This window comes from Streptomyces alboflavus, assembly GCF_000716675.1.
GTDB lineage: Bacteria > Actinomycetota > Actinomycetes > Streptomycetales > Streptomycetaceae > Streptomyces > Streptomyces alboflavus.
The window spans coordinates 76402-88829 of the sequence record NZ_JNXT01000034.1; the positions used below are offsets into that span (position 1 = coordinate 76402).

The following is a 12428-nucleotide window of genomic DNA, read 5'->3' on the forward strand; positions in this document are numbered from 1 at the left end:
CCCGGACCCCCGTATCGCCGCTGCGCGGCTCGTCCTCAAACGCCGGACGGGCTGAATCGTCGCCGGAAGCCCGGAAAACGCTGGAGGTCGTCGCGTGAGCACCCCCTACCCCTTCACCGCCCTCGTCGGACAGGACGACCTGCGGCTTGCCCTGTTGCTCAACGCCGTCTCCCCCGCCGTCGGTGGCGTATTGGTTCGGGGGGAGAAAGGGACGGCCAAGTCCACCGCCGTGCGGGCGCTCTCGGCACTGCTGCCCGAGGTGGACGTCGTGCCGGGCTGCCGGTTCTCGTGTGCTCCGGGGGCGCCCGATCCCGCCTGCCCGGACGGGCCGCACGAAGCCGGGGGCGGGGTCGCTCGGGCCGCGCGCATGGTGGAGTTGCCCGTCGGGGCGTCCGAGGACCGGCTCGTGGGGGCGCTCGACATCGAGCGGGCGCTCGCCGAGGGCGTGAAGGCCTTCGAGCCGGGGCTGCTCGCCGACGCGCACCGGGGGATCCTGTACGTCGACGAGGTCAACCTGCTGCACGACCACCTGGTCGACCTGCTGCTCGACGCCGCCGCCATGGGCGCCTCGTACGTCGAGCGCGAAGGCGTCTCCGTACGGCATGCCGCGCGGTTCCTGCTCGTCGGGACCATGAACCCCGAAGAGGGCGAACTGCGGCCGCAGTTGCTCGACCGGTTCGGGCTCACCGTCGAGGTCTCCGCGTCCCGCGAGCCCGACCAGCGCGTCGAAGTCGTGCGGCGGCGGCTCGCCTACGACGACGACCCGGACGGGTTCGCGGCGCGCTGGGGCGATGAGGAGGGTGCCGTACGCGGACGTATCGTCGCCGCCCGCGCGCTGCTGCCACGCGTGCGGCTCGGGGACGGGGCGCTGCGGCAGATCGCGGCGACCTGCGCGGCCTTCGAGGTGGACGGCATGCGCGCCGACATCGTGATGGCGCGCACCGCGACCGCCCTCGCCGCCTGGGCCGGGCGTGAGGACGTGCTCGCCGAGGACGTGCGGCAGGCCGCGCTGCTCGCGCTGCCGCACCGGCGGCGGCGCAACCCCTTCGACGCGCCGGGGCTCGACGAGGACAAGCTGGACGAGACCCTTGAGGAGTTCGGGGAGAACGACGGGGACGACGAGCCCGACCCCGACGGTGGCGGGCCCGACGGCGGGGGCGGGCAGCCGCCCCAGGACTCCGGGCCCGAGCAGTCCGGGGACGGCGCCGCCGCGACGCCCGAGGCCGCCGACGACGGGCAGCCGGGGGCCGGGGGCGCGGGCGAGCAGCAGGCCGTGCGCGCCGGTGAGCCGTTCCGGACGAAGGTCCTGAGCGTGCCGGGGCTCGGCGAGGGCGCGGCGGGGCGGCGGTCGCGGGCGCGCACCGAGCACGGCCGTACGACGGGTGCGCGGCGGCCCCGAGGGGCGCTCACGAAGCTGCACCTGGCGGCGACCGTGCAGGCCGCCGCGCCCCATCAGCGGGCGCGCGGGCGGTCCGGGCGCGGGCTCGTGGTGCGGCGTGACGATCTGCGGCAGGCCACGCGGGAGGGGCGCGAGGGGAACCTCGTGCTGTTCGTCGTGGACGCGTCGGGGTCGATGGCGGCGCGGCAGCGGATGAGTGCGGTGAAGGGCGCGGTGCTTTCGCTGCTGCTCGACGCCTATCAGCGGCGGGACAAGGTGGGGCTCGTGACGTTCCGGGGGGCGGGGGCGGAGGTGGCGTTGCCGCCCACGTCGTCCGTGGACGCGGCGGCGGTGCGCCTGGAGTCGCTGCCCACCGGCGGGCGTACGCCGATCGCGGCCGGGCTGCTGCGCGCCCACGAGGTGCTGCGGGTGGAGCGGCTGCGGGATCCCGCGCGGCGGCCGCTGGTGATCGTGGTGACCGACGGCCGGGCCACCGGCGGTGTGGAGCCGGTCGCGCAGGCCGGGCGTGCCGCGCGGCTCTTCGCCGCCGAGGGGCAGGCGTCGGTGGTCGTGGACTGCGAGTCGGGTCCGGTGCGGCTCGGGCTCGCGGGGCAGCTGGCCGGGGAGCTCGGCGGGACCGCGGTGACGCTCGACGAGCTGCGGGCCGACTCGATCGCCGGTCTCGTGAAGGACGTCCGGGAGTCGTACGGCTCCGCGAGGAGGGTCGCCTGATGCCTCAGGGACAGCCGAGTGTCGTGCCCGACGACGGGCTCACCACGCGTCAGCGGCGCAATCGGCCGCTCGTCGTCGTGCACACCGGGATCGGCAAGGGCAAGTCGACGGCCGCCTTCGGGCTCGCGCTGCGGGCCTGGAATCAGGGGTGGCCCATCGGCGTGTTCCAGTTCGTGAAGTCGGCGAAGTGGAAGGTCGGCGAGGAGAACGCGCTGCGGGTGCTCGGCGCCAGCGGGCAGGGCGGGTCCGTCGACTGGCACAAGATGGGTGAGGGGTGGTCCTGGATCCAGCGTGCCCCGGCCGACGGCGAGATGAGCAACGAGGACAAGGCCCGTGAGGGGTGGGAGCAGGTCAAGCGGGACCTTGCCGCCGAGACGTACCAGCTGTACGTCCTCGACGAGTTCGCCTACCCCATGCACTGGGGGTGGATCGACGTCGAGGAGGTCGTCGCCGTGCTGAAGGCCCGGCCCGGGACCCAGCATGTCGTGATCACCGGGCGCAACGCGCCGGACGCGCTCGTGGAGTACGCCGACCTCGTCACCGACATGTCCAAGGTCAAGCACCCCATGGACGCCGGTCAGAAGGGGCAGCGGGGCATCGAGTGGTAGCACGTGTCGTTGTCGCCGCGCCGTCCTCCGGGAGTGGGAAGACGACCGTCGCGACCGGGCTGATGGCCGCCTTCACGGAGGCCGGGCTCGCCGTGTCCCCGCACAAGGTCGGGCCCGACTACATCGACCCCGGATACCACTCGCTGGCCACGGGCCGCCCGGGGCGGAACCTGGACGCGTATCTGTGCGGGCCCGACCTGGTCGCCCCGCTGTTCGCGCATGGCTCCGCCGGGTGTGATCTGGCCGTTGTCGAGGGTGTGATGGGGCTGTACGACGGGGCCGCCGGGCAGGGGGAGCTGGCCTCCACCGCGCATGTCGCCAAGTTGCTGCGGGCTCCTGTCGTGCTGGTCGTCGACGCGTCGTCGCAGTCCCGGTCCGTGGCCGCGCTCGTGCATGGGTTCGCCTCTTGGGATCCGGAGGTTCGGGTCGGTGGGGTGATTCTCAACAAGGTGGGGTCGGAGCGGCACGAGGAGTTGTTGCGGGAGGCGTTGGACTCTTCCGGGGTGCCGGTGCTGGGTGCCTTGCGGCGGGCTCCGCAGGTTCGGGCGCCCTCGCGGCATCTGGGGCTCGTGCCCGTTGCCGAGCGGCGGGGGGAGGCTCTTGCGGCTGTGGCCGCGTTGGCCTCGCAGGTGCGGGGCGGGGTTGACCTTGAGGCGGTGCTTGCGTTGGCTCGCAGTGCGCCGGAGTTGTCGGGTGCGGGGTGGTCGCCCTGCGGGGCATTCCCCAGTCCCGCCCCTTCCCGAAACCGGGGCTCCGCCCCGGACCCCGGGGGTGGGTCTCCCGTGCGGGTAGGACATGCCGCCGCCGAATCGGCGCTTCGCGCCTCGTCCTCAAACGCCGGACGGGCTGAGATCAGCTCCCCGGACGGACAGGGGCCGCCAGACGACTCCGACGGGCGGAAGCCGCCCGTCGTCGCCCTTGCCGGAGGCGCCGCGTTCTCCTTCTCCTACGCCGAGCACGCCGAGCTGCTCGCCGCCGCCGGGGCCGAGGTCGTGACCTTCGATCCGCTGCACGACGAGGAGTTGCCCCCCGGCACCCGAGGGCTCGTCATCGGTGGTGGGTTTCCCGAGGTGTACGCGCCGGAGTTGTCCGCCAACGAGCCCTTGCGGAAGGCCGTGGCGGAACTTGCCGGGAGCGGCGCGCCCGTCGCCGCCGAGTGTGCGGGGCTGCTCTATCTGGCGCGGGAGTTGGACGGGAAGCCGATGTGCGGGGTCCTGGACGCGACCGCGCGGATGTCGGAGCGGCTGACGTTGGGGTATCGCGAGGCCGTCGCCGTGTCGGACAGTGCGCTCGTGGGCGTGGGCACGCGGATGCGCGGGCACGAGTTCCACCGCACGGTCGTGGAGCCGGGCGCGGGGGCGGCTCCCGCCTGGGGGCTGCACGCTCCTGAACGGCGCGTCGAAGGTTTCGTACAACGGGGTGTGCACGCGAGTTATCTGCACACGCACTGGGCCGCCGAGCCCGGGATCGCCCGTCGGTTCGTGGAGAGGTGCAAGGCATGAGTGGCAGCGGCAGCAGGCTGATCGGCGTGGGGGTCGGCCCCGGCGATCCCGAGCTTGTGACCGTCAAGGGCGTGAACGCGCTGCGTGGCGCCGACGTCGTCGTCGTACCCGTGATGGACACCGGCGAGCGCGGCCGCGCCGAGGCCACGGTGCTGCACTATGTGCCGGAGGACCGTGTCGTACGCGTCGTGTTCGCGCTGAACGAGCGCACCGACCGGGCGCGGCGCGAGGCGGCCTGGGACGCCGCCGGGGAGCGCGTCGCCGAACTGCTGCGGGAGCGCGGCACGGTGGCGTTCGCGACGATCGGCGACCCCAATGTGTACTCGACGTTCACCTATCTCGCGCAGACGATCGAGGGACTTGTGCCGGGGGTCGCTGTCGAGACCGTGCCCGGGATCACCGCCATGCAGGACCTCGCGGCGCGCAGCGGAGCCGTCCTCACCGAGGGCACCGAGCCGTTGACGCTGGTGCCGGTGACGGCCGGGGCCGCCGTCCTGAAGGACGCGCTCGCCGGGCCGGGGACCGTGGTGGCGTACAAGTTCGGGCGACTCGCGCACGAGGTCGCGGCGGCGCTGCGGGAGACCGGGCGGACCGAGGACGCGGTGTGGGGGTCGGCGCTCGGGCTGCCCGAGGAGTCCATCCGGGGCGCCGAGGAACTGGGCGACGGGCCGCTGCCGTACCTGTCGACGCTCATCGCGCCCGCGCGGCGCGAGAGCGGGCGGGGCGGGAAGCTGTGACCTTCGACCGGGGGCGCGGCTCACTCGGCGATGCCCACCACCAGCCAGATGAACGCCGCCCCCGCCACCGTGCAGAGCAGCGTCGAGCGCGCCGGGTGGTCGTGGTGGGCCTCGGGCAGGATCTCGGCGGCGGCGAGGTAGAGCAGGGCGCCGCCGAAGAAGCCGAGATAGCCGCCGAGCAGTTGCTCCGGAATGGTGAAGGCCAGCGTGGTCGCCGCGCCCACGACCGGGGCGGCCGCGTCGGCGAACAGCATCGCGACGGCCTTGCGGCGCGCGTTCCCGTACAGCCGGGTGATCGTGTACGTGTTGAAGCCGTCCGCGAAGTCGTGGGCGATGACGGCGACCGCCACCGCCACGCCCATGCCGCCGCCCACCTGGAACGCGGCGCCGATCGCGACCCCGTCCATCACGCTGTGGCCGACCATCGCCGCGGCCGCCGTCAGGCCGACCTCCGGGACCCGGCCGCCCGGGTGCTCGTCGGCCCCGTGCGCCGACCGGCGCAGCGCGAGCAGCCGCTCCACGACGTGCGCGAACAGGAAGCCCGCGACGGCCAGGAGCAGCGCCGCCGGTACGCCGAAGACCGGTCCTCCGGCCGCCTCCAGGGCCTCGGGGAGCAGATCGAGGCCGACCACGCCGAGCATCAGGCCGCCCGCGAGGCCGAGCACCAGATGGCGCCGGTCGGTGACCCGCCCGGCGGTCCAGCCGCCGACGAGTGTCATCACGAACGCGCCGAGCGCCACGAACACCGCCATGCGCTCTTGCTAGCCGATTGAGCCCGCGCCCGCATCGCGCACCCGCCCCCTGGCCCCACCGGCCACTCCCCCGGCCCCGTCCCCGGGCCGCATGTCTTCGTCAGTCCCCGTTCTGCACGAGTCCGTACGAGTCAGTACGAGCCCGTACGAGTCTGTATGAGAGGAACCTCCTCATGGCCGACGCCGCCCCCACCGGCAAGGTGACCTTCGTCGGGGCCGGTCCCGGCGCCGCCGATCTGCTGACGTTCCGGGCCGCCCGGGCCATCGCGGACGCCGACGTGGTGATCTGGGCCGCGAGCCTGGTGCAGGCCGACGTCCTGGAGCACGCCCGCGAGGGCGCCGAGATCCTGGACTCGGCGGTGATGTCCCTGGAGGACGTCGTGGCCGTGTACGAGCGGGCCGCGCGGGACGGCCTGAAGGTCGCCAGGATCCACTCCGGTGACCCGGCGCTGTGGGGCGGCACGCAGGAGCAGTTCGACCGGTGCGCCGAGCTCGGCGTCGAGACGGAGATCGTGCCGGGTGTCTCGTCGTTCTCGGCGGTCGCCGCCATCGCCGGGCGCGAGCTGACCATTCCCGAGGTCGCCCAGTCCGTGATCCTGACCCGGCTCGGCGGCGGCAAGACGCCGATGCCGCCCGGTGAGGAGGTGCGGGAGTTCGCGCGGCACGGCACGACGATGGCGCTGTTCCTGTCGGCGGCGCGCAGCGGCCAGCTCGTGCGGGAGCTCCTCGAAGGCGGCTATCCGACGACCACGCCCGTCGTCGTCGCGTACCAGGCCACCTGGCCGGAGGAGCTCGTCCTGACCTGCACCATCGAGACGCTCGAGGAGACGGTCAAGGAACACCGGCTGTGGAAGCACACCCTGTTCCTGGTCGGCCCCGCCCTCGGCGCCCACGGCACCCGCTCGCACCTCTACCACCCCGGCCACTTCCACGGCTTCCGCAAGGCCGACCCCGAGGCCCGCGCGGCCCTGCGCGCCGAGAGGTCCGAACGGTGATCACGGTCTTCGGTACGGGGACGGGCGCCCCGTTGGACGCGGCGGCACGGGCTGCGGTGCGGGGCGCCACCCTGGTGGTGGGCGGCCGCCGTCACCTGGAGGCGGCGGCTGTACCGGAGGGGGTGGAGCGGGTCGTACTGGGCCCACTGGCACCGGCCCTGGACGCGATCGAGCGGCATCTTCAGGCCGACGGTGGTGACGTATCAGCCCGTCGTGGGGGTCCCTCCCTGCTCATTGAGAGCTTGGGGGAGTTTGAGGACGAGGCCGAAGGCCGATCGGCGGGACCATGTGAGGAGCACGCCGACACCGACGGCAGCAGCCCACGCGTGGTCGTCCTCGCCTCCGGGGACCCCGGCTTCTTCGGCATCGCGCGCGCCCTAGCGACCCGCTTCGGGCCGAACGCCCTCGACGTCAGGCCCGGCGTCTCCTCCGTGGCGACGGCGTTCGCCCGGGTCGGCCTCCCCTGGGACGACGCGGTCGTGGTCAGCGCCCACGGCCGCGACCTCCGTACGGCCGTGAACGCCTGCCGAGCCCACCCGAAGGTGGCCGTCCTGACGGGCCCGGGAAGCGGCCCCGCCGAACTGGGCGCCGAACTGGCCCGCCGCACGGAGAACCGCACCCTGGTGGTGGCCGCCGCCCTGGGCGACCCCGCCAGAGAACACGTGGAAAGGGTCACCCCCGCCGAAGCCGCCGCCCGCGACTGGGGCACCTCGGTCAGCGTCGTGCTCTGCCTCGACGAGGAGCGCGCGGTCACCGCGGCCGCCCGTACCGTCGCGGGGCCGCGGACCGGGCCCGGCCGGTGGGCCCTGGCCGAGGAGGAGTTCAGCCACCGGGACTCGATGATCACCAAGTTCGAGGTGCGGGCCCTCGCGCTCGCCCGGCTCGGGCCGCGCGTGGGCGACCTGGTGTGGGACATCGGCGCGGGGTCCGGCTCCGTCGCCGTGGAGTGCGCGCGGCTCGGCGCCGCCGTGACCGCCGTGGAGAAGACCGCCGACGGCGTCGAGCGCGTCCGCGCGAACGCCGCCGCGCACGGCGTCGACGTCCTCGCCGTGCACGGGGCCGCGCCCACCGTGCTCTCCGACCTGTCCGACCCCGACGCCGTGTTCGTCGGGGGCGGCGGGCGCGAGCTGCCCGCCATCGTCACCGCGTGCGCGCGGCGGGCGCGGCGGGCCGTGGTGGTGTCCCTCGCCGCGGTCGACCGGGTGCCCGCGGTGCGGGCCGCGCTGCTCGGGGCCGGGTTCGACTGTGACGGGGTGCTGTTGCAGTCCTCGCGGCTCGCGCCGCTGCCGGGTGAGGTCACGCGGCTCGCGGCGACCAATCCGGTGTTTCTGCTGTGGGGTACGCGGGGCGGGTCCGGGGCGGCGGCACCTGAGCCATCACCCCCCTCTACGACATCAAATCCCTTGAACGAAGGAGCAGTTCAGTGATCGGCGTCATCTCCGCCACGGAGTCGGGTGGGCGTGCGGGTGCGCGGCTCGCCGCTGCCTGGCCCGCGCGTACGCGGGTGTACGAGGGTCCCGTGCGGGAGGCGTTCGAGCGGGCCTTCCGCGAGTGCGAGCAGGTGGTGTGCTTTCTCGCCGCGGGCGCCGTGGTGCGGTTGGCCGCGCCGCTGCTCGCGGGGAAGGGGGTCGACCCCGGGGTCGTGTGTGTCGATGAGGGTGGGCGGTTCGCCGTCGCCCTCCTGGGCGGGCACGGCGGGGGCGCGAACGCGTTGGCGCGGGATGTCGGGGAAGTCCTCGGCGCCGAGCCGGTGATCACCACCGCCACGGACGCGGTGTCCGTTCCCGGGCTCGACACGCTGGGGTTCCCCGTGGAGGGGGATGTCGCGGGGGTGACCCGGGCCATGCTGGACGGCGAACCCGTCGCCCTGGAGGCGGAGTTGGCGTGGCCGCTCCCCGCCCTTCCGTCGAATGTCGGCGCGCCGGGGGCCGGGGCATCGGCGGGGGCGCAGCTGCGGGTCACCGACCGCACCCTGGAGCCCGCCCTGCGGGAAGCCGTGCTGCGGCCGCCCTCGCTCGTCGTGGGGGTCGGGGCCAGCAAGGGGGCGCCCGTCGACGAGGTCCTCGGCCTGGTGCGGGAGTCGCTGCGCGCGGCCGGTCTTTCCGCGCCCTGTGTGCGGGAGCTGGCGACCGTCGACGCCAAGCGGGACGAGCCCGGGATCGTGGAGGCGGCCGGGCGGCTCGGGGTGCCGCTGGTGACGTACACCGCCGAGGAGCTGGCAGACGTCGTCGTGCCGAATCCCTCCGATGCGCCGCTCGCCGCCGTCGGGACGCCGTCGGTCGCGGAGGCCGCGGCGCTGCGCGGCGGCGGTGAACTCGTCGTGCCGAAGCGGAAGTCGGAGCGCGCCGACGGCAGGCCCGCCATGGCCACGTGTGCCGTGGTGCGGCGGCCCGCGCGGGGGCGGCTCGCCGTCGTGGGGCTCGGGCCCGGTGCCCGGGACCTGCTCACGCCCCGCGCCCGCGACGAACTGCGGCGCGCCGCCGTACTCGTGGGCCTCGACCAGTACGTCGACCAGATCCGGGATCTGCTGCGGCCGGGGACGCGGGTGATCGAGTCGGGGCTCGGCGCCGAGGAGGAGCGGGCCCGTACCGCCGTCGCCGAGGCCCGCGAGGGCCGGGCGGTGGCGCTGATCGGGTCGGGCGACGCGGGCGTGTACGCGATGGCGTCGCCCGCGCTCGCCGAGGCCGGGGACGACATCGACGTCGTCGGCGTACCGGGAGTGACCGCCGCGCTGGCCGCCGGTGCGCTGCTCGGCGCGCCCCTCGGCCACGACCACGTGTCGATCAGCCTGTCCGACCTGCACACGCCGTGGGAGGTCATCGAGCGCCGGGTGCGCGCGGCGGCCGAGGCGGACCTGGTCGTGACGTTCTACAACCCGCGCAGCCGCGGCCGTGACTGGCAGCTGCCCAAGTCCCTGGCGCTGCTCGCCGAGCACCGGGCGGCCTCGACGCCCGTCGGTGTCGTGCGCAACGCCTCGCGCCCCGACGAGAGCGTGCGCCTGACCACGCTGGCCGCGCTCGACCCGGACAGCGTCGACATGATGACCGTCGTGACCGTCGGCAACACCGCGACCCGCGCCATCGCGGGCCGCATGGTGACGCCGCGCGGCTACCGCTGGCAGGGGGTGTGACCGCGATGAGCGCTGCGGAACGGATCGTTCATCCCATCGAGCAGGAGTCGTTCCGGCGGCTGCGCTCCCGGCTCGACACCTCGCACTTCGCACCCCTGACGCGCGCCGTCGTGGAGCGCGTCATCCACTCCGCGGCGGACCTGGAGTACGCGCGGGACCTGGTGACGGACGAGGAGTCGCTGGTACGCGGCCACGCCGCCCTGCACGCGGGCGCGCCCGTCGTCGTGGACGTGGAGATGGTCGCGGCCGGGATCACACGGCGCGAGACGGTGTGCCGCCTGAAGGACGCCACGTCCGGTCCCGACCTGACGCGTTCGGCGCACGCGGTGCGGCTCGCGTACGAGCAGGTCGGCCCCGGCGCGCTCTGGGTGATCGGGTGCGCGCCCACCGCCCTGGAGGAACTGCTGCTGCTCGACGCCAGGCCCGCGCTCGTGATCGGCCTGCCGGTCGGCTTCGTGGGCGCCGTCGAGTCCAAGGAGGCGCTGCGCGCCAGCGGGCTTCCCGCCGTCAGCAACGTGTCCGAGAAGGGGGGTTCGGCGGTCGCGTCGGCCGCTCTGAACGCCCTGCTGTACCACCCCCCGGCGCCGGGCGCCGGGGTCCGACCCGAGGAGAACAAGTGACCACCCCGCCCGCACTGCTCATCGCCGGCCACGGCACCCGCGACGACGCCGGGGCCGCCGCGTTCCGCGACTTCGTCGCGGAGCTGGCGCGCCGCAACCCCGAACTGCCCGTCGCGGGCGGCTTCATCGAGCTGTCGCCGCCGCCGCTCGGCGAAGCCGTGACCGAACTCGTCGAACGGGGCGTCAAACGGTTCGCGGCGGTGCCGCTCATGCTGGTGTCCGCGGGGCACGCCAAGGGCGACATCCCGGCCGCGCTGACCCGCGAGAAGGAGCGCCACCCCGGCATCTCGTACTCCTACGGCCGTCCGCTCGGCCCGCATCCCTCGATCCTGAAGGTCCTGGAGCGGCGGCTCGACGAGGCGCTCGGCGGCACGGCGCGCACGCCGGAGGACCGGGCGGACGTCACGGTTCTCCTGGTGGGGCGCGGCTCGACGGACCCCGACGCCAACTCCGAGGTGTTCAAGGCGGCGCGGCTGCTGTGGGAGGGGCGCGGGTACGCGGGCGTGGAGACGGCGTTCGTGTCGCTCGCGGCGCCCGACGTGCCGTCGGGGCTCGACCGGTGCGTGGCGCTGGGCGCGCGGCGCATCGTGGTCCTGCCGTACTTCCTGTTCACCGGCATCCTGCCGGACCGGGTGCGGCAGCAGACCGACGGCTGGGCGTCCGCGCACCCCGACGTGGAGGTGCTTTCCGCCGATGTGATCGGCCCCGAGGAGGAGCTGGTCGAGCTGGTCATGGAGCGGTACCGGGAGGCCGTGGGCGGGGACCTGCGGATGAACTGCGACACCTGTGTGTACCGGGTGGCGCTGCCGGGCTTCGAGGACAAGGTGGGCCTGCCGCAGCAGCCGCACTTCCACCCCGACGACGACGGCCACCATCACCACGGGCACGACCACGGCCACCACGGAAGCCATGCGCACTCCCACTGAGGCCGGGGTCGCCGACAGTCCGGCGGCGGGCGTCGCCGGGCCCGACGTCGACCTGCGGCACCACGGGGACGTGGAGGTGCGGGGCGGCGGCGATCTGGTCGACCTGGCCGTCAACGTCCGTGCCGGTACGCCGCCGGCGTGGCTGAAGAGTCGCGTGGCCGCGTCCCTCGACGGCCTCGCCGCCTACCCCGACGGGCGGGCGGCGCGGGCCGCGGTGGCGGCGCGGCACGGGGTCCCGGCGGAGCGGGTGCTCCTGACCGCGGGGGCCGCCGAGGCGTTCGTGCTGCTCGCGCGGGCGCTGCGGGTGCGGCGGCCCGTCGTGGTGCATCCCCAGTTCACCGAGCCCGAGGCCGCGCTGCGGGATGCCGGGCACGCGGTGGGGCGGGTGCTGTTGCGGGCCGAGGACGGGTTCCGGCTCGATCCCGGGCTCGTGCCCGAGGACGCCGACCTCGTCGTGGTCGGCAATCCCACGAACCCCACCTCCGTGCTGCATCCCGCCACGGACCTCGTCCGGCTGGCCCGGCCGGGGCGGGTCCTCGTGGTGGACGAGGCGTTCATGGACGCGGTGCCGGGCGAGCGCGAGGCCCTCGCCGGGCGGGTCGACGTGCCGGGGCTCGTGGTGCTGCGGAGCCTCACCAAGACGTGGGGGCTCGCCGGTCTTCGCATCGGCTACGTCCTCGCCGACCCGGCGGTCGTCGCCGAGCTGTCGCGCGCGCAGCCGCTGTGGCCGGTGTCGTCGCCCGCCCTCGCCGCGGCGGAGGCGTGCGTGTCGCCGCGCGCCCTCGCGGAGGCGGGGCATGTGGCCCACCGGGTCGCCGCCGAGCGGCGGTATCTCCTGGACGGGCTCGGCGAGTTGCCGGGGGTGTCGGTGGCCGGTCCCGCGGAGGGGCCGTTCGTGCTGCTGCGGGTCTCCGACGGGCTCGGGGTGCGGGAGCGGTTGCGGGAGCGGGGGTTCGCCGTGCGGCGGGGCGATACGTTTCCGGGGCTCGGGGCGGAGTGGCTGCGGGTGGCGGTGCGGGACCGGGGGACGGCGGGGGCGTTTCTGGGG

Annotated in this window: 11 protein-coding genes; 10 read left to right on the plus strand and 1 reads right to left on the minus strand. The window is 74.8% G+C overall.

Translation table 11 applies throughout. The features are described from left to right. Positions 1 to 94: 94 nt before the first annotated feature. From OO63_RS24460 to cobI, 4 genes are read left to right on the plus strand one after another with little or no spacing between them, the layout of a single operon-like run. A complete protein-coding gene (locus OO63_RS24460) occupies positions 95 to 2110 on the plus strand; it encodes a putative cobaltochelatase (RefSeq protein ID WP_030361323.1) in 2016 nt (671 codons plus the stop codon). Continuing rightward, complete coding sequence (gene cobO / locus OO63_RS24465) at positions 2110 to 2718, plus strand: cob(I)yrinic acid a,c-diamide adenosyltransferase (protein WP_030361322.1); 609 nt, start codon at positions 2110 to 2112, stop codon at positions 2716 to 2718. Before OO63_RS24460 ends, cobO begins: the two co-directional genes overlap by 1 nt. Next, a complete protein-coding gene (locus tag OO63_RS24470; protein WP_030361321.1) occupies positions 2712 to 4220 on the plus strand; it encodes a cobyrinic acid a,c-diamide synthase CobB in 1509 nt (502 codons plus the stop codon). Before cobO ends, OO63_RS24470 begins: the two co-directional genes overlap by 7 nt. After that, positions 4217 to 4957 (plus strand): precorrin-2 C(20)-methyltransferase, encoded by a 741-nt coding sequence (gene cobI, locus OO63_RS24475; RefSeq protein ID WP_030361320.1) that lies wholly within the window; start codon positions 4217 to 4219, stop codon positions 4955 to 4957. Before OO63_RS24470 ends, cobI begins: the two co-directional genes overlap by 4 nt. Positions 4958 to 4977: 20 nt before the next feature. Here the strand turns inward: cobI and OO63_RS24480 are convergent, their stop codons facing one another. Further along, a complete protein-coding gene (locus OO63_RS24480; protein WP_030361319.1) occupies positions 4978 to 5709 on the minus strand; it encodes a ZIP family metal transporter in 732 nt (243 codons plus the stop codon). Positions 5710 to 5882: 173 nt separating this feature from the next. Here OO63_RS24480 and cobM point away from each other — a divergent pair, with 173 nt between their 5' ends. From cobM to cobC, 6 genes are all read left to right on the plus strand, one after another. Further along, positions 5883 to 6704 carry a precorrin-4 C(11)-methyltransferase gene (gene cobM, locus OO63_RS24485; RefSeq protein WP_030361318.1) on the plus strand — a complete coding sequence of 274 codons (822 nt, stop codon included), beginning with the start codon at positions 5883 to 5885 and terminating at the stop codon, positions 6702 to 6704. Next, positions 6701 to 8131, plus strand: a complete 1431-nt coding sequence (locus tag OO63_RS24490; protein ID WP_051811138.1) for a bifunctional cobalt-precorrin-7 (C(5))-methyltransferase/cobalt-precorrin-6B (C(15))-methyltransferase — start codon at positions 6701 to 6703, stop codon at positions 8129 to 8131. Before cobM ends, OO63_RS24490 begins: the two co-directional genes overlap by 4 nt. After that, positions 8128 to 9834: a precorrin-3B C(17)-methyltransferase gene (gene cobJ / locus OO63_RS24495; protein WP_030361316.1), complete on the plus strand. Its 1707-nt coding sequence runs from the start codon at positions 8128 to 8130 to the stop codon at positions 9832 to 9834. The genes OO63_RS24490 and cobJ overlap by 4 nt, the downstream gene beginning before the upstream one ends. 5 nt (positions 9835 to 9839) lie before the next feature. Further along, entirely contained in the window at positions 9840 to 10454 is a 615-nt protein-coding gene (locus OO63_RS24500; protein ID WP_030361315.1) for a precorrin-8X methylmutase, read from the plus strand. Then, the gene (locus tag OO63_RS24505; RefSeq protein ID WP_030361314.1) at positions 10451 to 11380 is read left to right on the plus strand and encodes a sirohydrochlorin chelatase; all 930 of its coding nucleotides are present in this window, start codon (positions 10451 to 10453) and stop codon (positions 11378 to 11380) included. The genes OO63_RS24500 and OO63_RS24505 overlap by 4 nt, the downstream gene beginning before the upstream one ends. After that, positions 11364 to 12428, plus strand: a 1065-nt coding sequence (cobC, locus tag OO63_RS24510) for an Rv2231c family histidinol phosphate aminotransferase CobC (protein WP_051811139.1), incomplete at its 3' end; no start/stop codon positions are given. The genes OO63_RS24505 and cobC, both read left to right, overlap by 17 nt.

What these genes read in the sequence shown, in the direction of transcription:
- cobM (WP_030361318.1), top strand. Translation starts at nt 5,883, where the DNA reads ATGGCCGACGCCGCCCCCACCGGCAAGGTGACCTTCGTCGGGGCCGGT.
- OO63_RS24480 (WP_030361319.1), bottom strand. Translation starts at nt 5,709, where the DNA reads ATGGCGGTGTTCGTGGCGCTCGGCGCGTTCGTGATGACACTCGTCGGC.
- cobO (WP_030361322.1), top strand. Translation starts at nt 2,110, where the DNA reads ATGCCTCAGGGACAGCCGAGTGTCGTGCCCGACGACGGGCTCACCACG.
- cobI (WP_030361320.1), top strand. Translation starts at nt 4,217, where the DNA reads ATGAGTGGCAGCGGCAGCAGGCTGATCGGCGTGGGGGTCGGCCCCGGC.
- OO63_RS24500 (WP_030361315.1), top strand. Translation starts at nt 9,840, where the DNA reads ATGAGCGCTGCGGAACGGATCGTTCATCCCATCGAGCAGGAGTCGTTC.